General features: G+C 63.8%; 28 protein-coding genes. 25 read left to right on the top strand and 3 right to left on the bottom strand.

The window, feature by feature from the left end; genetic code table 11:
- Positions 1-64: 64 nt before the first annotated feature.
- Positions 65-1,573 (top strand): YifB family Mg chelatase-like AAA ATPase, encoded by a 1,509-nt coding sequence (locus MJ601_RS09380; protein WP_242125651.1) that lies wholly within the window; start codon positions 65-67, stop codon positions 1,571-1,573.
- A 45-nt stretch (positions 1,574-1,618) separates the two neighbouring features.
- Here the strand turns inward: MJ601_RS09380 and MJ601_RS09375 are convergent, their stop codons facing one another.
- From MJ601_RS09375 to MJ601_RS09365, 3 genes are all read right to left on the bottom strand, one after another.
- Entirely contained in the window at positions 1,619-2,656 is a 1,038-nt protein-coding gene (locus MJ601_RS09375; protein ID WP_242125649.1) for a ScyD/ScyE family protein, read from the bottom strand.
- 630 nt (positions 2,657-3,286) lie between these two features.
- On the bottom strand, positions 3,287-4,504 hold the full coding sequence (locus MJ601_RS09370) for a M23 family metallopeptidase (RefSeq protein ID WP_242125647.1): 1,218 nt from the start codon (positions 4,502-4,504) through the stop codon (positions 3,287-3,289).
- Positions 4,505-4,657: 153 nt separating this feature from the next.
- Positions 4,658-6,952: a putative bifunctional diguanylate cyclase/phosphodiesterase gene (locus MJ601_RS09365; RefSeq protein WP_242125645.1), complete on the bottom strand. Its 2,295-nt coding sequence runs from the start codon at positions 6,950-6,952 to the stop codon at positions 4,658-4,660.
- A gap of 359 nt (positions 6,953-7,311) precedes the next feature.
- Here MJ601_RS09365 and rpsL point away from each other — a divergent pair, with 359 nt between their 5' ends.
- From rpsL to rpmD, 24 genes are all read left to right on the top strand, one after another.
- Complete coding sequence (rpsL, locus tag MJ601_RS09360; RefSeq protein WP_007686591.1) at positions 7,312-7,683, top strand: 30S ribosomal protein S12; 372 nt, start codon at positions 7,312-7,314, stop codon at positions 7,681-7,683.
- A 13-nt stretch (positions 7,684-7,696) separates the two neighbouring features.
- Positions 7,697-8,167 (top strand): 30S ribosomal protein S7, encoded by a 471-nt coding sequence (gene rpsG / locus MJ601_RS09355; protein WP_013847768.1) that lies wholly within the window; start codon positions 7,697-7,699, stop codon positions 8,165-8,167.
- A 153-nt stretch (positions 8,168-8,320) separates the two neighbouring features.
- On the top strand, positions 8,321-10,393 hold the full coding sequence (fusA, locus tag MJ601_RS09350) for an elongation factor G (RefSeq protein ID WP_242125642.1): 2,073 nt from the start codon (positions 8,321-8,323) through the stop codon (positions 10,391-10,393).
- A gap of 136 nt (positions 10,394-10,529) precedes the next feature.
- Positions 10,530-11,720, top strand: coding sequence for an elongation factor Tu (gene tuf, locus MJ601_RS09345; RefSeq protein ID WP_242125640.1), 1,191 nt, complete (start codon positions 10,530-10,532; stop codon positions 11,718-11,720).
- A gap of 206 nt (positions 11,721-11,926) precedes the next feature.
- A complete protein-coding gene (gene rpsJ, locus MJ601_RS09340; RefSeq protein ID WP_007686587.1) occupies positions 11,927-12,235 on the top strand; it encodes a 30S ribosomal protein S10 in 309 nt (102 codons plus the stop codon).
- A gap of 287 nt (positions 12,236-12,522) precedes the next feature.
- Positions 12,523-13,278, top strand: a complete 756-nt coding sequence (rplC, locus tag MJ601_RS09335) for a 50S ribosomal protein L3 (RefSeq protein ID WP_242125638.1) — start codon at positions 12,523-12,525, stop codon at positions 13,276-13,278.
- A gap of 3 nt (positions 13,279-13,281) precedes the next feature.
- Positions 13,282-13,905 carry a 50S ribosomal protein L4 gene (gene rplD / locus MJ601_RS09330; RefSeq protein WP_242125637.1) on the top strand — a complete coding sequence of 208 codons (624 nt, stop codon included), beginning with the start codon at positions 13,282-13,284 and terminating at the stop codon, positions 13,903-13,905.
- Positions 13,898-14,215 carry a 50S ribosomal protein L23 gene (locus MJ601_RS09325; RefSeq protein ID WP_242125636.1) on the top strand — a complete coding sequence of 106 codons (318 nt, stop codon included), beginning with the start codon at positions 13,898-13,900 and terminating at the stop codon, positions 14,213-14,215. The genes rplD and MJ601_RS09325 overlap by 8 nt, the downstream gene beginning before the upstream one ends.
- A 2-nt stretch (positions 14,216-14,217) precedes the next feature.
- On the top strand, positions 14,218-15,054 hold the full coding sequence (rplB, locus tag MJ601_RS09320) for a 50S ribosomal protein L2 (protein WP_046761677.1): 837 nt from the start codon (positions 14,218-14,220) through the stop codon (positions 15,052-15,054).
- 5 nt (positions 15,055-15,059) lie between these two features.
- Positions 15,060-15,338 carry a 30S ribosomal protein S19 gene (gene rpsS, locus MJ601_RS09315; protein WP_242125634.1) on the top strand — a complete coding sequence of 93 codons (279 nt, stop codon included), beginning with the start codon at positions 15,060-15,062 and terminating at the stop codon, positions 15,336-15,338.
- Positions 15,338-15,724 (top strand): 50S ribosomal protein L22, encoded by a 387-nt coding sequence (gene rplV / locus MJ601_RS09310; protein WP_242125632.1) that lies wholly within the window; start codon positions 15,338-15,340, stop codon positions 15,722-15,724. Before rpsS ends, rplV begins: the two co-directional genes overlap by 1 nt.
- A gap of 5 nt (positions 15,725-15,729) precedes the next feature.
- The gene (gene rpsC / locus MJ601_RS09305; protein ID WP_066520433.1) at positions 15,730-16,425 is read left to right on the top strand and encodes a 30S ribosomal protein S3; all 696 of its coding nucleotides are present in this window, start codon (positions 15,730-15,732) and stop codon (positions 16,423-16,425) included.
- 21 nt (positions 16,426-16,446) lie between these two features.
- A complete protein-coding gene (rplP, locus tag MJ601_RS09300; RefSeq protein ID WP_007686573.1) occupies positions 16,447-16,878 on the top strand; it encodes a 50S ribosomal protein L16 in 432 nt (143 codons plus the stop codon).
- Between the two features lie 3 nt (positions 16,879-16,881).
- Positions 16,882-17,085, top strand: coding sequence for a 50S ribosomal protein L29 (gene rpmC, locus MJ601_RS09295; RefSeq protein WP_013847759.1), 204 nt, complete (start codon positions 16,882-16,884; stop codon positions 17,083-17,085).
- Positions 17,086-17,099: 14 nt separating this feature from the next.
- Positions 17,100-17,363, top strand: coding sequence for a 30S ribosomal protein S17 (gene rpsQ, locus MJ601_RS09290; RefSeq protein ID WP_006960320.1), 264 nt, complete (start codon positions 17,100-17,102; stop codon positions 17,361-17,363).
- 178 nt (positions 17,364-17,541) lie between these two features.
- A complete protein-coding gene (gene rplN / locus MJ601_RS09285) occupies positions 17,542-17,910 on the top strand; it encodes a 50S ribosomal protein L14 (RefSeq protein WP_007686569.1) in 369 nt (122 codons plus the stop codon).
- Positions 17,910-18,221, top strand: a complete 312-nt coding sequence (gene rplX / locus MJ601_RS09280; RefSeq protein WP_242125630.1) for a 50S ribosomal protein L24 — start codon at positions 17,910-17,912, stop codon at positions 18,219-18,221. Before rplN ends, rplX begins: the two co-directional genes overlap by 1 nt.
- The gene (gene rplE / locus MJ601_RS09275) at positions 18,221-18,793 is read left to right on the top strand and encodes a 50S ribosomal protein L5 (protein WP_242125628.1); all 573 of its coding nucleotides are present in this window, start codon (positions 18,221-18,223) and stop codon (positions 18,791-18,793) included. Before rplX ends, rplE begins: the two co-directional genes overlap by 1 nt.
- Positions 18,794-18,860: 67 nt before the next feature.
- Positions 18,861-19,166 (top strand): 30S ribosomal protein S14, encoded by a 306-nt coding sequence (gene rpsN, locus MJ601_RS09270; RefSeq protein WP_007686564.1) that lies wholly within the window; start codon positions 18,861-18,863, stop codon positions 19,164-19,166.
- Between the two features lie 12 nt (positions 19,167-19,178).
- Positions 19,179-19,574, top strand: a complete 396-nt coding sequence (gene rpsH / locus MJ601_RS09265) for a 30S ribosomal protein S8 (RefSeq protein WP_176596733.1) — start codon at positions 19,179-19,181, stop codon at positions 19,572-19,574.
- Positions 19,574-20,107 (top strand): 50S ribosomal protein L6, encoded by a 534-nt coding sequence (rplF, locus tag MJ601_RS09260; protein ID WP_242125626.1) that lies wholly within the window; start codon positions 19,574-19,576, stop codon positions 20,105-20,107. Before rpsH ends, rplF begins: the two co-directional genes overlap by 1 nt.
- Position 20,108: 1 nt before the next feature.
- Positions 20,109-20,462: a 50S ribosomal protein L18 gene (gene rplR, locus MJ601_RS09255; protein WP_176596732.1), complete on the top strand. Its 354-nt coding sequence runs from the start codon at positions 20,109-20,111 to the stop codon at positions 20,460-20,462.
- A gap of 2 nt (positions 20,463-20,464) precedes the next feature.
- A complete protein-coding gene (gene rpsE, locus MJ601_RS09250) occupies positions 20,465-21,175 on the top strand; it encodes a 30S ribosomal protein S5 (RefSeq protein WP_242125624.1) in 711 nt (236 codons plus the stop codon).
- A 5-nt stretch (positions 21,176-21,180) separates the two neighbouring features.
- Positions 21,181-21,369, top strand: coding sequence for a 50S ribosomal protein L30 (gene rpmD, locus MJ601_RS09245; RefSeq protein WP_242125622.1), 189 nt, complete (start codon positions 21,181-21,183; stop codon positions 21,367-21,369).
- Positions 21,370-21,457: the final 88 nt, after the last annotated feature.

Genomic DNA, 21,457 nt, shown 5'->3' with positions numbered 1-21,457 from the left:
TTGCCGGTTCCTGCGAAGGGGGTTGGCCGGGAGTAGGCCAAAAGGCGCGCAGGGGGATCATCGCTTGGTTTCGACGGTATCGACGGTCGCCTATCTGGGGCTGGAGGCGCGGGGCGTCGAGGTGCAGTGCCAGCTGGTTCCCGGCCTGCCCAATTTCATCGTCGTGGGCCTGCCGGACAAGGCCGTCGCCGAAAGCCGGGAGCGGGTGCGCAACGCGATCGCCGCCATCGGCCTGTCGCTACCGCCCAAGCGGATCACGGTGAATCTTTCGCCCGCCGATCTGCCCAAGGAAGGATCGCATTTCGACCTGCCGATCGCGCTTGCCCTGCTGGGTGCGATGGGGGTGATCGATGCCGAGACGCTGGCGGGCTATGTCGTCGTCGGCGAACTGGGGCTGGACGGCCGGATCGCGCCGACGCCGGGGGTGTTGCTGGCTGCGCTCCATGCCGGGGAACGGGAACTGGGGCTGGTCTGTCCGGTCGCACAGGGCGCGGAAGCGGCCTGGGCCGGGCAGGTGGAGGTGATCGCGGCGCCCGACCTGCTGGGCTTGCTCAACCATTTCAAGGGGACTGCTGCGCTCTCGCCGCCGCGGCCGGGCAAGGTCGAGCCGCCCGTGCGGACCGCCGACCTCAAACAGGTGAAGGGGCAGGAGACGGCCAAGCGGGCGCTGGAGATCGCGGCGGCCGGCGGCCATAATCTCTTGATGATTGGCCCACCGGGCGCGGGCAAGTCGCTGATGGCGAACTGCCTGCCGGGCATATTGCCGGAGCTGACGCCGGGAGAGGCGCTGGAAACCTCCATGGTGGCGAGCGTCGCCGGAACGCTGGAGGGCGGGCGGATCAGCCGGGCGCGCCCCTTCCGCAATCCGCATCACAGCGCGTCGATGGCGGCGCTGGTCGGCGGCGGACACAAGGCGCGGCCGGGCGAGGTCAGCATGGCGCATCTGGGCGTGCTGTTCCTGGACGAACTGCCGGAATTTCAGCGCACAGTGCTCGATTCGCTGCGTCAGCCGCTGGAAACGGGCGAGGTGACGGTGGCGCGGGCCAATGCGCATGTGACCTTTCCCGCGCGGGTGCAACTGGTGGCGGCGATGAATCCCTGCCGCTGCGGTCATCTGGGCGATCCGGCGCTGGCCTGTTCGCGGGCGCCGCGCTGTGCTGCGGATTATCAGGCCAAGGTTTCGGGGCCGCTTCTGGACCGCATCGACCTGCATGTGGAGGTGCAGGCGGTGACGGCGGCGGACCTTGTGCTGCCGCCGCCCGCCGAAGGATCGGCCGAGGTCGCGGCGCGGGTCGCGGCGGCGCGGGCGGTGCAAACGGCGCGCTATGCGGGCAGTCCGGCGCGCACCAATGCCGAAGTGGACGGCGAGCGGCTGGAGGATGTCGCCGGGCCGGATCAGGCCGGACGCGAATTGCTGGCGCAGGCGGCCGCGGCGATGAAGCTGTCGGCGCGCGGCTATACCCGGGTGCTGCGGGTCGCGCGGACCATTGCCGATCTGGCCGGGGCGGAGCGGGTCGGGCGCGTGCATGTCGCCGAGACATTGAGTTACCGGCGGCGCGCTCCGGTCAACTGAAGCCTCCGAACGGATGCCAATGGCTGATGCGCGGGGACTGTTCCATCAATGCTTCCAGTTGGCGAGGTCGATCTTCAGGACTTTTCCGGCGCCCGCGGGCATGCCGAAACCGGCGCTCGAAACATAAAGATTGCCGTCCGGCCCACAGGTGATGCCGGTGGGGAACATCAGGCCATCGGCGACGACTTCCTCCGCCCCATTAGGGTGGACGCGAGTCACCCGGCCCGTGCCCGGAGTCGGCACCGGTTGTCCTGCGCTCATTTCCAGGACGTACATCTGGTCGAAATTGTCGAACGCAAGACCCAGCACCATATCGAAGCCCGCAGTATCGACCTTGATCTGGCCGCTTGGAGTCACTTTCCAGACTTTCGAACTGCCGATGGGTTGCGGGAAAACATTGAGGTTGGCTACGTAGAAATTGCCATGATAGGCGAGTGCGGTCGGCACCACATGGCCCTGACTTGCGGAAATATCGATGACCCGGCTGATGGCGCCGCCCGTCGAGATCCTGTCGATCTCCCCATGATTGGGTTCCACCGCGTAAAGGGCGCCCCGAACCGCAACCATGCTGTACCATGTGCCATCCGGTTCGAAGTCGTCCTTTTCGATGACGGCGGTGGGATGGGCCTTCTGAAACGCGCTCAGATTGGCAATCAATGTTGTCGAATGGTCGGCATTCACCCGCATGATGGCGTTGGGTAGGGATGTCACGCCATGCGAGCAACCGGCGCCGGCCAGCAGTGCGTAAAGCGTATTGCCAATGAAGGCGATGTCCGCAACGCCGCTCACCAGCGAGCCCGAACCGATACTGGTCTGGCTGGAGGGTAACGTGTCGACGACAGTGGTAACGTCGCCATGGCGATCGATCTTCGAAATGCGACCGCCGCTATTGCTGCCCGTATAAGGACCGATAGGAGGCACAACCTGCGAGCACTGGCCATTGGTCGAATGGGTGCCCCCGGCTCCGCCCTCGGCGACATAAAGATCGCCATCGGGACCAAATCTGAGGTTGCGGGGATTGTTGAGCCCGGCGGCGAAAACGGAAACGCTCGCCAGGTTGCTGGCATGCGCTGCGCCACTCATTATCGTGAGGTGCGTGCATAGCAGGGCGGCTGACATAAGTGTCGCCCGCGTGGCAATTCCATTGCCTTTTCCCATTTTGGATACTCCTGCCTTCGAGGAATGCAAAGCATATTGATAATCAATATGTTATGTTCGCGACCCGAAACCAAAAATATGAAAATGGATGAGCGGATTTTTAGAATTATGAAATTATTCATGAACATTCGATTAGAGTCGAATTCATGCTCTCCAAGAATATCTTATTGATATAAACTGTCAATATTACGCATATAGTGATATTGTTCATATATCTTTATGATTATTGATTTTGATAGAGCGTTTTCATTGCTCATAAGGACGTTCCGGAGCACCTGTTCGGTGTCAGGTTCGTGAGTGTACGCCCCGAAAAGCTGCGCGCAATCTACACCACATCAGGGCGATTGATCGGCAGTTCATTGCAGACGGCCATGTCGCCGCCTGGCTTCAGCCTGCGCTCCGCGCGATCACATGTCCGGTGATGCGGCTGTCGGGGCTCTGCACCAGCGCTGCGCAACCGATGTTGCCCCACCACGCCATCAACGTGCAGCGACGCTGGCGGTCAGATCACAGTGGATCGTGACATCACTGCCGAACGGCAAAAGCGGCGTATTCTCAGCCCCGGTCGCCGACGTCGGCGAGGCGGGCGGTGGCGACTTGCTGGGTCTGGAGGACATCCTTGCGCGCCTCCAGGAAGCGGCGGGGGTTGATGGGGTTGCCGTTCACCCGCACTTCAAAATGCAGGTGGGTACCGGTGGAGCGGCCGGTCGAGCCCATGCGGGCGATCCTTTCGCCGCGGGTCACCTGTTGCCCGACCCGCGCGTCGAAACCGGAGAGGTGGGCGTAGCGGGTCATGATGCCGTTGCCGTGGGTGACCTCGACCACATTGCCGTAGCCGCTGCGCTGCCCGACGAAGCTGACCTTGCCCGATGCCGCGGCCAGGATCGGCTGGCCCATGCTGCCGGGGAAATCCAGTCCCGCGTGGAACGCGGCATGGCCGTTGAACGGGTCGCTGCGATAGCCGTAGCTGCTGCTCAGCATCGGCGTTGCGGTGGGCTTGCCCGACGGGATGGCGAGCAGGCTGCTTTCCAGAAACTCCATGCGTGCCATCGCCCGCGCAAGCTTATCGAACTCGCCGGGCATGCTGTCCTCGCCCGGCCATGGGACGAAGGGGCCGCCCTGCGCGCGGGCGGCGCCGCGGGCGAGCCTGTCCGGATTGAGGCCGAAGCTGCGGATGGCGGCGGCGGCCTTGTCGGCGCGTTGCTGGACGGCGCTGGTCAGCAGCGCGGCGAAGCGGCGCTGGCGCTGGTCGATCCTGACCAGCGGGGCGGCTTCGGGGGCGGCGCTGATCCGGGTATCCAGCTTGTGGGCGCCCCTGCCCTTCTGCTCGTTCTTCTGCTGTCCGTCCTGCTCCGGCGGCCCGACCACCGCCGTGGCGGGTGCTGCCTCCTCCTTGCCGAAATGGGTGCGGTAGAGATCGTCCATGAAGTCCTGCCGCTCCTCCAGCTCATGGGCGAGCTGGTCGACGGACTTGCGATAGGTGGCGACCTGGCTGGCGGTGCCTGCGACGGCCTTGCCCTGCGCCGCCAGCGCGGCGCGTTCCCGCTCGATCCTCGCGCTGCTGGCGGCCATCGACAGGGTAAGGCCCGCCCAGCCGATCAGCGCGGTGGACAGGAGGCCCGCCGTGACAAGCTGCGCTCGGCGCGAAATGCGGATGAACTTCACCTCGCCGCCCGAGCGCAGGAAAATCTCCCGCTCCGGGCACAGCCTCGAACACTGGGCAGCCATGCTGGCCCAGAGGGCGGCTACCCCCTTCTTGCTCTGTTGCGACAATTGCGACCCCGCGTGCCTTTTTTAACGTGAACGGGGCGCTAACAAAAGGAATCGAGTCGCGCGAATCCACCCGAGCGGACTCGTGACGAATCGAAGGCTGAATGGGACAAAACGTGAAGCCCGGTTTTTGGTTCCCGGCGAAGCGAGAAATTTTCAGGCCCGGCTGAGGGCGCCGACGGAACGACTCATGGCGAGCATGGCGTGGACTTCCGATGCCGGGGCCGCCGCGCCGAAATGGAAGCCCTGCCCGAAATGGCAGCCGCCCGCGCACAGATAATCGAGTTGGCGCAGATTTTCGACGCCCTCCGCCACGGTGCGGATGCCCAGGCTATAGGCGAGATTGAGCACCGTACGCACGATGGCCGCGTCGTCCGGGTCGGTTTCCAGGTCGCGGACGAAGCGCTGGTCGATCTTGATGATGTCGATCGGGAACTGCTTGAGATGCGAGAGTGAGGCATAGCCGGTGCCGAAATCGTCGAGCGCGATGGAGATGCCGGCGGCGCTCAGGCGGTGCAGGCTGCGCTCCACCACTTCGGCGTTGCGGCCGAGAAAGACGGATTCGGTGACTTCCAGCTCGATCCGGCGCGGCGGAACGCCGGTGGCGTCCAGCGCATCGAACAGCCGGTCTGGAAAGCTGCCGTCATGCAACTCGACGCCCGGCACGTTGATCGCGACATGGCCGAATTCGAGGCCCTGGTCCTGCCAGCGGCGGCAATCCGCCAGCACCTGGGCCAGCATGCGTTCGGTGATCAGGCGGCCGAGCTCCGAATGTTCGAAGGCGGCGGCAATCTCGCCCGGCATGATGATCGAGCCGTCGGGGCGGACGCAGCGCAGCAGCGCCTCGAAGCCGATGACCTGGCCGGTCGAAAGATCGACCTTGGGCTGATACCAGGGCGTGGGCGGGGCGTGGACCAGCGCGTCGCGGGCGCGCTCCAGCATCTGCGCCTCGCGCTGCCAGCGTTCCAGCAGGCCGGGTTCGAAGAGGCAGGCGCGGCCCCGGCCGTTATTCTTCGCCTCGTAAAGGGCGATGTCGGCATGCTTCATGAGGTCGGCGATGTCCCCCGCATGGTCGGGGAAGAGCGCGACGCCCATCGACACGCGGCAATCGATGTCGCGGGTTCCATGGTTCAGGGGCTGGTGCAACTGGGCGGTCATGCGGTTGAGCACCACGTCCAGATCGGAGGCGTTGCGCAGCCGGGTGAGCAGCACGGCGAATTCGTCCCCGCCCATGCGCGCGACCAGATCGCCGGGGCGCACGGCATCGCGCAGCCGTTCCGCCACGGCGCACAGCAGGGCGTCGCCCGCGTCATGTCCGGCGCTGTCGTTGATCCGCTTGAATTCGTCGACGTCGATCAGCACCACTGCCATCTGTCCGCCCGACCGGCCGGTGGCGGCGGAGGCCTGCGCCAGCGTCGCCATGAAATGGGAGCGGTTGGCGAGGCCGGTGAGCGCGTCCGACATGGCGATATGGGCGAGGTGCCGTTCCGCCTCCTTGCGGTCGGTTATGTCGACGACGCTCGACATGAAACAATCCTCGCCATCGATCACGATCGGCCGGGACGATATGAGCGCGTCCCGGATTTCCCCGTCCGCGCGGCGCAGCCTGCATTCGAAATTGTCGACCGGCTCGCCGCGTTGCAGCTTTTCGAAAAGACGGTTCCGCAGGTCCATGTCGACATAGCTCTTCTCGATGTCGATGAGCGTTTCTTCGCTTCCGGCCGAATAGGCTTCGTTCGCGGCCTTGTTCGTCCGCAGGACCGATCCGTCGAAGCGGGTGACGAGCAGCGGGATCGGTACCGACATGAACATGCGCTCCAGCGTTTCGCCGTTGGCGGCGAGGGCGGCGCGGGCGCTCTGCGCCACCTGGCTGGCGGTCCATTCCTGCCGCTGGAGGCGGTTGGTGCGGGCAATGGCGATCCACATGCCGCAATGGAGGATCAGCACCGCCATCACCATGCCGGGTGCGGTGGGGGCGAAGGGCGCTGGGGCAAGATAGCCCACCAGGAGCAGCGCCGCGCAGCCAAGCCCGCCGCCGACATTGCCGCGGAAACTGGTCGGCACCACGAGGTAGAAGATCAGCGGCAGCATCACGAGCACGAAGATCGCGATGTCGCTGCGCGAGGAGACGAGGAAGGCGACGCCGACGGCGGTGACGAACTGCCAGGCGAAGCAGATCCGCTCGACAGCCCGGAAATTCGCCATGTAGCGGCAGAAGGACAGGCAGACCAGCGACCACAGGACCACGGCGACGCGCGCCGGAACGGCGACCCAGAAATGCGGCGTGCCGGCAAAGCGCCAGTCGCTGAGGAGAAAGAGCGCATTGAGGATCGCCGACAGCAGGAAGAGCATGCGGGCATGGCGTTGCGATTCGGGCAGGCGGTCCGCCTGGAAAGCGGCCTCCCTGTCCGGATTGCGGAACTCGCCGGTGATGGTCGAAAGCTGGGTCACATTCTGTCCATGGGTCCGCCGGCATGGCGGCACCGGTTCAGAATAGATTCACTCTTCTTATCAATTTGCTAACGCTGTCTTCACCATGGTCGAGCGTACCGGCGGGAGGCTTGTCCGGGGGCGTCCTTGACCCTTTCGGCCAGCCTCGCTATAGGCGCGCCTGCCCAAAGGTGCGGAGTGTGAGGGATTCGTCCGCTCCCGTTCGGTCCTTGGGGCAAGCAGAGCTGAACATTACCGGTGCTCTTTGCGGCTCCGGGCGGGTTTTCCGCCGGGGCCTTTGCTGTTTGGAGGCGATTCGCTTTCGGGTGGCAGGAGGCGGGGACGGTTCCGGTAAAGTAACTGAAAAGGTGAAGGGCTTCATGCCAACGATCAACCAGCTGGTCCGCAAGGGCCGCGAGCTGCAGAAGACCAAGTCGAAGGTCCCTGCGATGGAAGCGAACCCGCAGAAGCGCGGCGTTTGCACCCGCGTCTACACGACGACCCCGAAGAAGCCGAACTCGGCTCTCCGCAAGGTGGCGAAGGTGCGTCTGGTCAACCAGCGCGAAGTCATCACCTATATTCCGGGTGAAGGCCACAATCTTCAGGAGCACAGCGTCGTGCTGATCCGCGGCGGCCGCGTGCGCGACCTTCCCGGTGTGCGCTATCATGTGCTGCGCGGCGTTCTGGATACCCAGGGCGTCAAGGACCGCAAGCAGAGCCGTTCGAAGTACGGCGCGAAGCGTCCGAAGTAAGGGAGACTAAAACATGTCACGTCGTCGTCGCCCCGAAAAGCGCGTTATCCTGCCCGATCCCAAGTTCGGCGATATCGTGCTGTCGAAGTTCATGAACAGCATCATGCAGGACGGCAAGAAGGCCGTCGCCGAGTCCATCGTTTACGGTGCGCTCGAAACTGTCGAAGCGAAGTCCAAGAAGGACCCGATCGGCATGTTCCATGACGCGCTCAACAATGTGAAGCCCGGCATCGAGGTCCGCAGCCGCCGCGTCGGCGGTGCGACCTACCAGGTTCCCGTCGAGGTGCGCCCCGAGCGCGCCCAGGCGCTGGCCATCCGCTGGCTGATCACCGCGTCGCGCAATCGCAGCGAGACCACCATGGCCGCCCGCCTGTCGGGCGAGCTGCTGGACGCGGCCAACAACCGCGGCAATGCCGTCAAGAAGCGCGAAGACACGCACCGCATGGCGGAAGCGAACCGCGCCTTCTCGCACTATCGCTGGTAATATCGTCGCGGGCGCCTATGTGCCCGTCTCGACATCCGGCTTTCGAAAACGGTCCGTTCGCCGTGGGGCTACCCATGGCGGACGGATTGGTTTAGGGGCCAGCCGCAAGACTCATTCACTTGACCGCCGGCGCGCCGGCAACGGAGAAGCATCATGGCCCGCAGCCATCCGCTCGAACGCTATCGCAATTTCGGTATCATGGCTCATATCGACGCCGGCAAGACCACCACGACCGAGCGTATCCTTTATTATACCGGCAAGTCCTACAAGATCGGCGAAGTCCATGACGGCGCCGCCACCATGGACTGGATGGAGCAGGAGCAGGAGCGCGGCATCACGATCACGTCGGCTGCGACGACCTGCTTCTGGAACGACCACCGCTTGAACATCATCGACACCCCCGGCCACGTCGACTTCACCATCGAGGTCGAGCGTTCGCTGCGCGTGCTGGACGGTGCCGTCGCCGCGTTCGACGGCGTCGCGGGCGTGGAGCCGCAGTCGGAAACCGTGTGGCGCCAGGCGGACAAGTACAAGGTTCCGCGGATGTGCTTCATCAACAAGCTCGACCGCACCGGCGCCAACTTCTATTATTGCGTACAGACGATCATCGATCGCCTGGGCGCTACCCCGGCCGTCCTGTACCTGCCCATCGGCGCGGAATCGGACTTCAAGGGCCTGGTCGACCTGGTCGAGAATCGCGCGATCATCTGGAAGGATGAGAATCTGGGCGCCGAATTCTCCTATGAGGAAATTCCGGCCGACCTCGCCGACAAGGCCGCCGAATATCGCGAAAAGCTGATCGAGCTGGCCGTCGAGCAGGACGACGAGGCGATGGAAGCCTATCTGGAGGGCAATGAGCCCGACGTCGCCACGCTCAAGAAGCTGATCCGCAAGGGCACGCTGGCACAGGCGTTCACGCCGGTGCTGTGCGGCTCCGCGTTCAAGAACAAGGGCGTGCAGCCGTTGCTCGACGCCGTCGTCGACTATCTGCCTTCGCCGCTCGACATTCCCGACGTGCAGGGCATCAACCCGAACACCGACGAGCCGGACAGCCGTCCGACCTCGGACGATGCACCGTTCGCGGGCCTGGCGTTCAAGATCATGAACGACCCGTTCGTCGGTTCGCTGACCTTCCTGCGCATCTATTCGGGCACGCTGACCAAGGGCAGCTACCTGAATTCGGTGAAGGACAAGAAGGAAAAGATCGGCCGCATGCTGCTGATGCATGCCAACAGCCGTGAAGATATCGACACCGCCTATGCGGGCGACATCGTCGCGCTGGCCGGCATGAAGGAAACCACCACCGGGGACACGCTGTGCGCCGAGCGCTCGCCGATCATCCTGGAGCGGATGGAATTCCCCGAGCCGGTGATCGAGCTGTCGGTGGAGCCCAAGACCAAGGCCGACCAGGAAAAGATGGGCATCGCGCTCAACCGCCTGGCCGCCGAGGACCCGTCCTTCCGCGTCTCGACCGACCACGAATCGGGCCAGACCATCATCAAGGGCATGGGCGAACTGCACCTCGAGATCCTCGTCGACCGCATGAAGCGCGAGTTCAAGGTCGAGGCGAATGTCGGCGCGCCGCAGGTGGCCTATCGCGAATATCTCAAGAAGCCGGTCGACATCGACTATACCCACAAGAAGCAGTCGGGCGGCACCGGCCAGTTCGGCCGCATCAAGGTGAAGCTGACGCCGGGCGAGCGCGGCGCGGGCATCATCTTCAAGGACGAGATCAAGGGCGGCAATATTCCCAAGGAATATATCCCCGCGATCGAAAAGGGCATGCGCGAAACGGCGGCCACCGGCTCGCTCATCGGCTTCCCGATCATCGACTTCGAAATCCTGCTCTATGACGGCGCCTATCACGACGTCGACTCGTCGGCGCTGGCGTTCGAAATCACCGGCCGCGCCGCCATGCGCGAAGCGGCGCAGAAGTCGGGCATCACCCTGCTCGAGCCGGTCATGAAGGTCGAGGTCGTCACCCCGGAGGAATATCTGGGCGACGTCATCGGCGACATGAACAGCCGTCGCGGCCAGATCCAGGGCACCGACAGCCGCGGCAATGCGCAGGTCGTCGAGGCGATGGTTCCGCTGGCCAACATGTTCGGCTATGTGAACTCGCTGCGGTCCTTCACCCAGGGCCGTGCGAACTATTCGATGATCTTCTCGCACTATGACGAAGTGCCGCAGAATGTGGCGGATGAAGTCAAGGCGAAGATGGCCTGATAATTTTCTCCGGCCGGGCCGTGAAAACGGCTCGGTTAGGGGCTGGTATTCTCTGAATTTGCTGCTATGGACGCGCCTTCGCGAGGCGCGGCCGAGCGGTCAGACCAAAGCTGATTTGATTAGAAGGTAGGATAAAATGGCTAAGGCTAAGTTTGAGCGGAACAAGCCGCACTGCAACATCGGCACCATCGGTCACGTCGACCATGGCAAGACCTCGCTGACCGCAGCGATCACCAAGGTGCTTGCCGAAACCGGCGGCGCGACCTTCGTGGACTATGCCAACATCGACAAGGCTCCCGAAGAGCGCGAGCGCGGCATCACCATCTCGACCGCCCACGTCGAATATGAGACCGAAGCCCGTCACTACGCGCACGTCGACTGCCCGGGTCACGCCGACTACGTCAAGAACATGATCACCGGTGCGGCCCAGATGGACGGCGCCATCCTGGTCGTGTCGGCCACCGACGGCCCGATGCCGCAGACCCGCGAGCACATCCTGCTCGCCCGCCAGGTCGGCGTGCCGCAGCTCGTCGTGTTCATGAACAAGGTCGATCTGGTCGACGATCCGGAAATCCTGGAGCTCGTCGAGCTGGAAATCCGTGAACTGCTGTCGTCCTACGACTTCGACGGCGACAACATCCCCGTCATCCCCGGCTCGGCCGTCAAGGCCCTGGACGGTTCGAACGACGAAATCGGCAAGAACGCCGTTCTGCAGCTGATGGCTGCCGTCGACTCGTTCATCCCACAGCCGGAGCGTCCGGTCGACAAGCCCTTCCTGATGCCGATCGAAGACGTGTTCTCGATCTCGGGCCGCGGCACCGTGGTGACCGGCCGCGTCGAGACCGGGATCGTCAAGGTCGGTGAAGAAGTCGAGATCGTCGGTCTGAAGGATACCCGCAAGACCACCGTGACCGGCGTCGAAATGTTCCGCAAGCTGCTCGACCAGGGTGAAGCCGGCGACAATATCGGTGCGCTGATCCGTGGTGTGGGCCGTGAAGAAGTCGAGCGTGGCCAGGTTCTGGCCAAGCCCGGCACCATCACCCCGCACACCGAGTTCGACGCGGAAGTCTACGTCCTGTCGAAGGAAGAAGGCGGCCGTCACACCCCGTTCTTCGCCAACTATCGTCCGCAGTTCTACTTCCGTACCACGGACGTGACCGGCGAAGTGATCCTACCCGAAGGCACCGAGATGGTCATGCCTGGCGACAATGTGAAGCTCGGCGTGAAGCTGATCGCTCCGATCGCCATGGATGCCGGTCTGCGCTTCGCCATCCGCGAAGGCGGCCGCACCGTGGGTGCAGGGGTTGTCGGCACGATCTCGAAGTAATATAGGACCGCAGCGGCGCGAATCGCCTGATTCGCGCCGCTGAGTTTTTCGCCGCCCCGGATCGACTTTCTCCGGCTCGCCTGAGCTAGAAGGGCCAGAAACGGGGCGGTAAATTTTTGTTGGCGCATTTTCATAAGTCATCGGCTGCTCCGGCTGATTTTTGAAAATGCTCCGGTTTTTGGCTCTTTCGCATCGGTACAGGAACAATGGACAGCAACATCCGCATTCGCCTCAAGGCGTTCGATCATCGCGTGCTTGATCAGGCGACCGGCGACATCGCCGACACCGCCCGCCGCACCGGCGCCCTTATCCGCGGTCCGATTCCCCTTCCGACGCGCATCGAAAAATTCACGGTCAACCGTGGTCCGCACATCGACAAGAAGTCGCGCGAGCAGTTCGAGGTCCGCACCTACAAGCGCATGCTTGACATTGTGCAGCCGACGCCGCAGACGGTCGACGCGCTGATGAAGCTGGACCTGGCTGCCGGCGTGAACGTGGAAATCAAGCTGGCCTAAGCGCCGGCAAGTCCCTGCTCTCCTTCTGGCGGGCAGGGTATCGGGTATTCCGGCGCTCTATTTTTAGAGGGCGGAAGCTCAAACGACACAAGGGATACCGCACGGCCCTTCCGGTGAACCGGAACGGCGCGTGGTCCTGGTCCCCCGTCGCCTTTCCCGGGAGGGATCGGCATCCAACCCGGACGGGGTGATCTATATTTGGGTTGGGCCGCGAAGGAGAAATCCTGAGCGGTTTTTTCGTTGGATACGCCCGCTGCTAAGGCGGGCCTCTATGGGAGTAATCAGTGATGCGCACAGGCGTGATCGCTAAGAAAGTCGGGATGACCCGTCTGTTCCAGGAGGACGGACGTCATGTTCCGGTTACGGTTCTGGCCCTTGAGGGCAATCAGGTCGTGGCTCGCAAGGAAGTCGAGCGTGACGGTTATGTCGCGGTTCAGCTGGGCGCGGGCGTCGCGAAGGTCAAGAATGTCGCCAAGCCGCAGCGCGGCCACTTCGCCAAGGCGGAAGTGGAACCGAAGGCGCGTCTGGTCGAATTCCGTGTCGCCGAGGACGCGCTCCTCGATGTCGGCGCTGAGATCGCGGCCGATCATTTCATCGCCGGCCAGCTGGTCGACGTCGCCGGTCACACCCAGGGTAAGGGTTTCGCCGGTGCCATGAAGCGCTGGGGCTTCGGCGGTATGCGCGCCACCCACGGCGTGTCGATCAGCCACCGCGCCCATGGTTCGACCGGTAACCGTCAGGATCCGGGCCGCGTCTTCAAGAACAAGAAGATGGCCGGTCACATGGGTGACCGCGAGCGGACCCAGCAGAACCTTGAGATCGTCCGCACGGACGTCGAGCGCGGCCTGCTGTTCGTCAAGGGCAGCGTTCCGGGTGCCAAGGGCACCTGGCTGACCGTCAGCGACGCCGTCAAGGTGAAGCGCCCGGCCGACGCGCCCTATCCGGCGAGCCTGAAGCAGGCTGCCAACAGCAACAACGCTCCGGCCGAGACGCCCGCTGAAGAAGCGGCTGCTCCCGAAGCGACCGAAGGCCAGGAGGGCTAATCCATGAAGGTCAATGTACAGACCCTCGACGCCGCAGCCGCCGGTGAGCTGGAGCTGAACGATGCCGTGTTCGGCGTCGAGCCCCGCACCGACATTCTGCACCGCGTCGTCACCTGGCAGCTCGAAAAGCGTCGCGCTCCGGCCCGCGCTACCCGTGAGCGTTCGGACGTTGCCCGCACGGGCAAGAAGTTCGGCCGCCAGAAGGGTGGCGGCACGGCCCGTCACGGCGACCGCAAGGCGCCCGTGTTCATCGGCGGTGGTAAGGCGCACGGTGCCCGTGCCCGCACCTTCGGCCACGACCTCAACAAGAAGGTTCGTGCGCTCGGCCTGAAAATGGCCCTGTCGTCGAAGGCCAAGGACGGCTCGCTGATCGTTCTCGACAATCTGGACGTGGCGGAAGGCAAGACCAAGGCTCTGGTCGCGCACCTCGCCAAGCTGAACCTCAACAAGGCCTTGTTCATCGACGGCGACGCGGTGAACGTGAGCTTCGCGAAGGCTTCGGCGAACATCGTCGGCGTGAACCTGCTGCCGGCCGTTGGCGCCAACGTCTATGACATCCTGAAGGCCGACTCGCTGGTGCTGACCCGCGCCGCGGTCGAAAAGCTGGAGGCCCGTTTCAATGGCTAAGAAAGACGCCGCCACCGTCGACAACCGTCATTATGACGTCGTCGTCGCGCCGGTCATCACCGAGAAGTCGACGCTTCTCTCCGAGAACAACGCCGTGGTCTTCAAGGTCGCCAACGACGCCTCCAAGCCGGAGATCAAGGCCGCCGTCGAAGCCATTTGGGGCGTGACCGTCAAGAGCGTGAACACGCTGGTCGCCAAGGGCAAGACCAAGAAGTGGAAGGGCAAGCCCTACACGCGTTCGGACGTCAAGAAGGCGATCGTTCGCCTGGCTGATGGCCAGTCGATCGACATCACCGAAGGAGTGCGCTGACCATGGCGCTGAAGACTTATAACCCGACCAGTCCCGCCCAGCGCGGCCTGATCCTGGTCGACCGCTCCGGCCTGCACAAGGGCAAGCCCGTCAAGGCGCTGACCGAAGGCAAGCGCAAGACCGGCGGCCGCAACAACAAGGGCCATGTGACCTCGCGCGGCATCGCCGGCGGTCACAAGCAGCGCTATCGCATCATCGACTTCAAGCGTCGCCTTTGGGACGTGGAAGGCACGGTCGAGCGTCTGGAATATGACCCCAACCGCACCGCCTTCATCGCGCTGGTCAACTATCCCGACGGCACCCAGGCCTATATCCTGGCGCCGCAGCGTCTGGCCCCCGGTGACAAGGTCGTCGCGGGCAAGAAGACCGACGTGAAGCCGGGCAACGCGATGGAACTCGGCCAGATGCCGGTCGGCACCATCATCCACAATATCGAGATGAAGCCCGGCAAGGGTGGCCAGCTCTGCCGTTCGGCGGGCACCTATGCCCAGCTGGTCGGTCGCGATCGTGGCATGGTGATGGTTCGCCTGTCCTCGGGCGAGCAGCGCTATATCCGTTCGGACTGCATGGGCACCGTGGGTGCCGTGTCGAACCCGGACAATGCCAACACCAACCTTGCCAAGGCCGGCCGCAACCGCTGGCTGGGCAAGCGTCCGCTGACGCGCGGTGTGGCGAAGAACCCGGTCGATCACCCGCATGGCGGTGGTGAAGGCCGGACCTCGGGCGGCCGTCATCCGGTCACGCCCTGGGGCAAGCCGACCAAGGGTGCACGCACCCGCCACAACAAGGCGACGGACAAGTTCATCATCCGTAGCCGCCACGCTAAGAAGAAGAGGTAAGCGAGATGGCTCGTTCCGTCTGGAAAGGTCCGTTCGTGGACCTCAGCCTTCTGAAGAAGGCGGAAGCCGCGCAGGACGCCGGTGGCCGTGCAGGTCCGATCAAGACCTGGTCGCGCCGTTCCACCATCCTGCCGCAGTTCGTCGGCCTGACGTTCAACGTCTATAACGGCCGCAAGCATGTTCCGGTCTCCGTGAACGAGGAGATGGTGGGTCACAAGCTGGGCGAATTCGCCCCGACCCGCTACTTCCCCGGCCACGCCGCCGACAAGAAGGGCAAGCGCTAATGAGCAAGGAAAAGGCTCCCCGTCGCGTCGCCGACAATGAAGCGCTCGCCGTCGGCACGCAAATCCGCGGTTCGGCCCAGAAGCTGAACCTGGTCGCGGCGCTGATCCGCGGCCGCAAGGTCGAGGACGCGCTGAACGTGCTCGCCTTCTCGAAGAAGGCGATGGCGGTCGACGTGCGCAAGGTGTTGGCTTCGGCCATCGCCAACGCGGAAAACAACCACAATCTGGACGTCGACGCGCTGGTCGTCGCGGAAGCATCGGTGGGCAAGAGCTTCACCATGAAGCGCTTCCACGCCCGCGGCCGCGGCAAGTCGACCCGGATCCTGAAGCCCTTCAGCCGCGTGCGCATCGTCGTTCGCGAAGCAGCTGAAGAAGCGGAGGCGTAAGAGACATGGGTCACAAGAGCAATCCGATCGGTCTGCGCCTGCAGATCAACCGCACCTGGGACAGCCGCTGGTTCGCGGAAGGCGCCGACTATGGCCGCCTGCTGCTGGAGGATCTGAAGATCCGCCAGTATATCATGAAGAACCTGCCGCAGGCCGCGATCTCCAAGGTCGTGATCGAGCGTCCCGCCAAGCTGTGCCGCGTGTCGATCTACGCTGCCCGTCCCGGTGTCATCATCGGCAAGAAGGGCGCGGACATCGAGAAGCTGCGCAAGAAGCTGGGTCAGTTCACTTCTTCGGACGTGTCGCTGAACATCGTCGAGATCCGCAAGCCGGAAATCGATTCGAAGCTCGTGGCTCAGGGTATTGCCGACCAGCTGGAGCGCCGCGTGGCGTTCCGCCGTGCGATGAAGCGCGCGGTGCAGTCGGCGCTGCGTCTGGGCGCTGAAGGCATCAAGATCACCTGCGGCGGCCGTCTGGGCGGCGCGGAGATCGCCCGCGTCGAATGGTATCGCGAAGGCCGCGTTCCGCTGCACACGCTGCGTGCGAACGTCGATTATGCCGAAGCCGAAGCGCACACCGCTTATGGCGTCTGCGGCATCAAGGTCTGGATCTTCAAGGGCGAAATCCTTGGTCACGATCCGATGGCTACCGACCGGCTGATGCTGGAGGCTCAGACCTCCGGCGTGCGCCCGGCGCGCTGAAGATAAGAAGGTAATAGCGTCATGCTGCAACCGAAAAAAATGAAGTTCCGCAAGACCTTCAAGGGCCGGATCAAGGGCGACGCCAAGGGCGGTTCGGCTCTGAACTTCGGCGCCTATGGTCTGAAGGCTCTGGAACCCGAGCGCGTTACCGCACGCCAGATCGAAGCGGCTCGCCGCGCGATCCAGCGTCACCTTCGCCGTCAGGGCCGTCTGTGGATCCGCGTGTTCCCCGACGTGCCGGTTTCGAAGAAGCCCGCCGAAGTCCGTCAGGGCAAGGGCAAGGGTTCGGTCGAATATTGGGCGGCCCGCGTAAAGCCCGGCCGCATCCTGTTCGAACTGGACGGTGTGCCCGGCCCGCTCGCAGCAGAGGCCTTCTCGCGCGCCGCGATGAAGCTGCCCATCAAGACCAAGGTCGTTGCCCGCCTCGGCGACACCTCGCACCTGGAGGGCTAAGCCGTGGCGAACGTTGCCGACCTCAAGACCAAGACGGACGACGAGCTGTCGACCGAACTCAACAACCTGAAGCGCGAGCAGTTCAACCTGCGTTTCCAGGCGGCCACCAACCAGCTGGAAAAGCCCAGCCGCGTGCGTGAAGTTCGCCGGTCGATCGCGCAGATCAAGACCCTTCAGTCCGAGCGTTCGCGCTCGGCTGCGAAATAAGAAGGAAACACACGATGCCCAAGCGCGTGCTGACGGGAACGGTGGTTTCCGACAAGACCGACAAGACGGTGGTGGTTCGCGTGGAGCGCAAGGTTAAGCATGCGCTCTACGGCAAGATCATCCGCCGTTCGAAGAAGTACCATGCCCATGACGAGGGCAATGTCTACAAGGAAGGCGAAACGGTCCGCATCGAGGAGACCGCTCCGATTTCCAAGCTCAAGACCTGGAAGGTCATCGAGCGCGTGGACACCCACAAGTCGCCGGAAACGGCCGCTTGAGGGAGGCTCGCTGAGCCTTTGGATTAAAAGTGTCGCGCGGGGCTGGCCTTTTCCTCCGGGAAAGGGTACAGGCCCGCGCTTCGCGTAGAGTCAAAGGCTCATCCGAGAGACTCTAGGCAATGAAATTCGGAACCGCCGGGAATTGTCCCGGTAGGCCAAATAAGAAGGAACCGGATCCATGATCCAGATGCAATCCAATCTTGACGTCGCTGACAACAGCGGCGCCAAGCGCGTCCAGTGCATCAAGGTGCTGGGCGGCTCGAAGCGTCGCTTCGCGAGCGTGGGCGACATCATCGTCGTCTCGATCAAGGAAGCTGCGCCTCGTGGCAAGGTGAAGAAGGGTGACGTGCATCGCGCCGTCATCGTGCGCACCGCCAAGGACGTGCGTCGCGCTGATGGCAGCGTGATTCGCTTCGACGGCAATGCCGCTGTGCTCATCAACAAGAACGAGGAGCCGATTGGCACCCGTATCTTTGGCCCGGTCGTTCGCGAACTGCGCGCCAAGAAGCACATGAAGATCATCTCGCTCGCCCCCGAGGTGCTGTAATGAGCGCTGCCAAGATCAAGAAGGGCGACAAGGTCGTCATCCTGGCCGGCAAGGACAAGGGCCGCACCGGCGCCGTCCTGCAGGTGCTGCCGAAGGCCGACAAGGTCCTCGTTGAAGGCATCAACGTGCATGCGCGTCACCGCAAGCCCGACCAGGCGAACCCGCAGGGTGGCATCGAGCGCAAGCCCGCGCCGCTCCACATTTCGAACGTCGCTGTCGCCGACAAGGATGGCAAGCCGACCCGCGTCCGTTTCGAGGATCGCGACGGCAAGAAGGTCCGCGTCGCCGTCAAGTCCGGTGAGGTGCTGTAATGAGCGACAAGTACACCCCGCGCTCGAAGGCGCAGTATGACGCCGAAATCGCCAAGGCGATGACCGAGAAGTTCGGTTACCAGAACGTCATGCAGGTTCCCAAGATCGAGAAGATCACGCTCAACATGGGCGTGGGCGAAGCGACCCAGGACAAGAAGAAGGTCACGTCGGCCGCGGAAGAGATGGAGCTGATCGCTGGTCAGAAGCCCGTCATCACCAAGGCCCGCAAGTCGATCGCGCAGTTCAAGCTGCGTGAAGGCATGCCGATCGGCGCCAAGGTCACGCTGCGCCGCGAGCGCATGTATGAGTTCCTGGACCGCCTGATCAACATCGCGCTGCCCCGCGTGCGCGACTTCCGTGGTCTCAATCCCAAGAGCTTCGACGGCCGTGGCAACTATGCCTTCGGCATCAAGGAGCAGCTGATCTTCCCGGAGATCAACTATGACCGCATCGACAAGGTGCGCGGCATGGACATCATCGTGACCACCACGGCGAAGACGGACGAGGAAGCGCGCGAACTGCTGCGTCTCTTCGGTTTCCCCTTCCCGCTCGAAGAGAAGCAGGCGGCCTGAAGCCCTTTTTAGGGAATCTGGCCCTGCTTCTCTTTCCAACCGTTAGGCAAGAAAGAGAACTTAAGTCATGGCGAAACTGAGTTCGATCAACAAGAACGAGCGCCGCAAGAAGCTGGTGAAGAAATATGCCGGCCGCTATGCGAAGCTCAAGGCGATCGCAAATGATACGACCGCTGATGACAGCGATCGTCTGATCGCGCGTCTGAAGATGGCGGAAATCCCCCGCAACGGCAATCCGACCCGCGTGCGTAACCGCTGCGAGCTGACGGGCCGTCCCCGGGCCTATTACCGCAAATTCCGCCTCTGCCGCGTGCAGCTGCGTGATCTGGCCAACAAGGGCCTGATCCCCGGCGTCACCAAGTCGAGCTGGTAAGGATCATTTGAGATGGCATTGACCGATCCCCTGGGTGATATGCTCACCCGCATCCGCAACGGGCAGCAGGCGAAGAAGGACAGCGTTGTGTCCCCCGCTTCGAAGCTGCGCGCCCGCGTGCTCGACGTGCTGCAGCGCGAAGGCTATATCCGTGGCTATTCCGAGGAACTGCTCGGCAAGCATCCCGGCCTGCGCATCGAGCTGAAATATTTCGAAGGCCAGCCGGCGATCAAGCATGTCGCCCGCGTGTCCAAGCCGGGCCGCCGCGTCTATTCCGGTTCCAAGGAACTGCCGGTGATCCGCAATGGCCTCGGCATCACCATTGTCTCGACGCCCCGCGGCGTTCTGTCCGACGCCGAAGCGCGCGAGCAGAATGTCGGCGGCGAAGTGCTGGCGGAGGTGTTCTGATGAGCCGTACTGGTAAGAAGCCGGTTGCCGTCCCCGCGGGCGTCACCGCGTCCATCGCCGACGGTCAGCTTTCGGTGAAGGGCCCCAAGGGCACGCTCGCCATGCCGCTGGCAGACGAAGTGACCTACAGCATCGAAGATGGTGTGATCGCGGTAAAGCCTGCCAATGACAGCAAGCGCGCCCGCGCTTTCTGGGGCATGCAGCGCACCCTGGTCGCCAACCTCATCACCGGCGTGACCGAGGGCTACACCAAGAAGCTGCTGATCACCGGTGTCGGTTATCGCGCGGATGCCAAGGGCAAGGTGCTGAACCTGAAGCTCGGCTATTCGCACGACGTCGATTTCCCGGTGCCCGAGGGCATCGAGATCAAGACCCCGGATAACACCACGGTCGAGATCAGCGGCATCGACAAGCAGAAGGTGGGTCAGGTTGCCGCCGAGATCCGCCGCTGGCGCAAGCCCGAACCCTATAAGGGCAAGGGTATCAAATACGCCGGCGAGTTCATCTTCCGCAAGGAAGGGAAGAAGAAGTAAGATGGCAAAGCTTTCCCTCTTCGCGCGGCGTCGTCGCCGCGTCCGCACCGCGCTCAAGGCTGTTTCGGGTACCCGCCCGCGCCTCAGCGTCCACCGTTCGGGCCGTCACATCTACGCCCAGGTCATCGACGATGCGCAGGGCAAGACCCTGGCGTCGGCGTCGACCCTGGACAAGGATGTGCGCGGTAAGACCGGCGCCACCTCCGAGGCGGCTGCCGATGTCGGCAAGCGCGTCGCCGCCGCGGCGACCGCCGCCGGCGTCACCCAGGTCGTGTTCGACCGTGGTGGTTTCCTCTTCCATGGCCGCGTCAAGGCGCTGGCCGATGCGGCCCGTGAAGCCGGGCTGGAGTTCTGATCATGGCTGACGAAAACGAAATCCAGGCACAGGCGGGTGCCCCCGCCGCCGTCGAAGGCGGCGAGCAGACCGAAGGTCGTGGTCGTGGCCGTGGCCGCGGCGGCGATCGCAACCGTGGCGAGCGTGGCGGCCGTGGCCGTCGCGACGACCGTCGCGGCAATCGCGACGAGGAACAGGGTGAGGAGCTGATCGAGAAGCTGGTTCACATCAACCGCGTCTCGAAGACCGTCAAGGGCGGCAAGCGCTTCGGCTTCGCGGCTCTGGTCGTCGTCGGCGACGGCAAGGGCCGTGCGGGCTTCGGCCATGGCAAGGCGCGCGAAGTGCCCGAAGCCATCAGCAAGGCGACCGCTTCGGCCAAGAAGGCGATGGTTCGCGTTCCGCTGAAGGAAGGCCGCACGCTGCATCATGACGGCCTCGGCCATTTCGGTGCGGGCAAGGTGACCGTGCGTTCGGCGCCTGCCGGTACGGGCATCATCGCCGGTGGTCCGATGCGCGCCGTGTTCGAAAGCCTCGGCGTCGCGGACGTCGTGACCAAGTCGAACGGCACGTCGAACCCCTATAACATGATCCGGGCGACCTTCGCGGCGCTGGGTGAGCAGGTCAGCCCCAAGGCGGTGGCGCAGCGTCGCGGCAAGAAGGTCGCCGATCTGCTTCGTCGCGGCGGTGCCTCGGCCGAGGTCGCCCAGGCCGACGCCGAAGCGATTGCGGAGTAATCGACATGGCCCAAGAGAAAAAGACCATCAAGATCAAGCAGGTCGGTTCGCCGATCCGCCGCCCCGAAGCCCAGAAGAAGATTCTGATCGGCCTGGGCCTTGGCAAGATGCACCGCGTGGTGGAGCTGGAAGACACGGCGGAAGTTCGCGGTGCCATCGCCAAGCTGCCCCATATGGTGGCAGTGGTCGACTGAAGACCGTCATCCCGGCGCAAGCCGGGATCTCAGGCCGCTGGGTGGAACTTCGACAGGATCCGCCCAGCCTCACGAGGCCCCAGCCTGC

The sequence above is a fragment of the Sphingobium trunci genome, assembly GCF_022664535.1.
Classification (GTDB): Bacteria; Pseudomonadota; Alphaproteobacteria; order Sphingomonadales; family Sphingomonadaceae; genus Sphingobium.
Note: the sequence above shows the minus strand (reverse complement) of the source record. Positions and strands in the feature narration are given on the sequence as shown.

Excerpts from the sequence above, each read along its gene's own strand:
- MJ601_RS09375 (WP_242125649.1), bottom strand. The coding sequence starts at position 2,656 with ATGAGTGGCGCAGCGCATGCCAGCAACCTGGCGAGCGTTTCCGTTTTC.
- rpsL (WP_007686591.1), top strand. The coding sequence starts at position 7,312 with ATGCCAACGATCAACCAGCTGGTCCGCAAGGGCCGCGAGCTGCAGAAG.
- rpsG (WP_013847768.1), top strand. The coding sequence starts at position 7,697 with ATGTCACGTCGTCGTCGCCCCGAAAAGCGCGTTATCCTGCCCGATCCC.
- fusA (WP_242125642.1), top strand. The coding sequence starts at position 8,321 with ATGGCCCGCAGCCATCCGCTCGAACGCTATCGCAATTTCGGTATCATG.
- tuf (WP_242125640.1), top strand. The coding sequence starts at position 10,530 with ATGGCTAAGGCTAAGTTTGAGCGGAACAAGCCGCACTGCAACATCGGC.
- rpsJ (WP_007686587.1), top strand. The coding sequence starts at position 11,927 with ATGGACAGCAACATCCGCATTCGCCTCAAGGCGTTCGATCATCGCGTG.
- rplC (WP_242125638.1), top strand. The coding sequence starts at position 12,523 with ATGCGCACAGGCGTGATCGCTAAGAAAGTCGGGATGACCCGTCTGTTC.
- rplD (WP_242125637.1), top strand. The coding sequence starts at position 13,282 with ATGAAGGTCAATGTACAGACCCTCGACGCCGCAGCCGCCGGTGAGCTG.
- MJ601_RS09325 (WP_242125636.1), top strand. The coding sequence starts at position 13,898 with ATGGCTAAGAAAGACGCCGCCACCGTCGACAACCGTCATTATGACGTC.
- rplB (WP_046761677.1), top strand. The coding sequence starts at position 14,218 with ATGGCGCTGAAGACTTATAACCCGACCAGTCCCGCCCAGCGCGGCCTG.
- rpsS (WP_242125634.1), top strand. The coding sequence starts at position 15,060 with ATGGCTCGTTCCGTCTGGAAAGGTCCGTTCGTGGACCTCAGCCTTCTG.
- rplV (WP_242125632.1), top strand. The coding sequence starts at position 15,338 with ATGAGCAAGGAAAAGGCTCCCCGTCGCGTCGCCGACAATGAAGCGCTC.
- rpsC (WP_066520433.1), top strand. The coding sequence starts at position 15,730 with ATGGGTCACAAGAGCAATCCGATCGGTCTGCGCCTGCAGATCAACCGC.
- rplP (WP_007686573.1), top strand. The coding sequence starts at position 16,447 with ATGCTGCAACCGAAAAAAATGAAGTTCCGCAAGACCTTCAAGGGCCGG.
- rpsQ (WP_006960320.1), top strand. The coding sequence starts at position 17,100 with ATGCCCAAGCGCGTGCTGACGGGAACGGTGGTTTCCGACAAGACCGAC.
- rplN (WP_007686569.1), top strand. The coding sequence starts at position 17,542 with ATGATCCAGATGCAATCCAATCTTGACGTCGCTGACAACAGCGGCGCC.
- rplX (WP_242125630.1), top strand. The coding sequence starts at position 17,910 with ATGAGCGCTGCCAAGATCAAGAAGGGCGACAAGGTCGTCATCCTGGCC.
- rplE (WP_242125628.1), top strand. The coding sequence starts at position 18,221 with ATGAGCGACAAGTACACCCCGCGCTCGAAGGCGCAGTATGACGCCGAA.
- rpsN (WP_007686564.1), top strand. The coding sequence starts at position 18,861 with ATGGCGAAACTGAGTTCGATCAACAAGAACGAGCGCCGCAAGAAGCTG.
- rpsH (WP_176596733.1), top strand. The coding sequence starts at position 19,179 with ATGGCATTGACCGATCCCCTGGGTGATATGCTCACCCGCATCCGCAAC.
- rplF (WP_242125626.1), top strand. The coding sequence starts at position 19,574 with ATGAGCCGTACTGGTAAGAAGCCGGTTGCCGTCCCCGCGGGCGTCACC.
- rplR (WP_176596732.1), top strand. The coding sequence starts at position 20,109 with ATGGCAAAGCTTTCCCTCTTCGCGCGGCGTCGTCGCCGCGTCCGCACC.
- rpsE (WP_242125624.1), top strand. The coding sequence starts at position 20,465 with ATGGCTGACGAAAACGAAATCCAGGCACAGGCGGGTGCCCCCGCCGCC.
- rpmD (WP_242125622.1), top strand. The coding sequence starts at position 21,181 with ATGGCCCAAGAGAAAAAGACCATCAAGATCAAGCAGGTCGGTTCGCCG.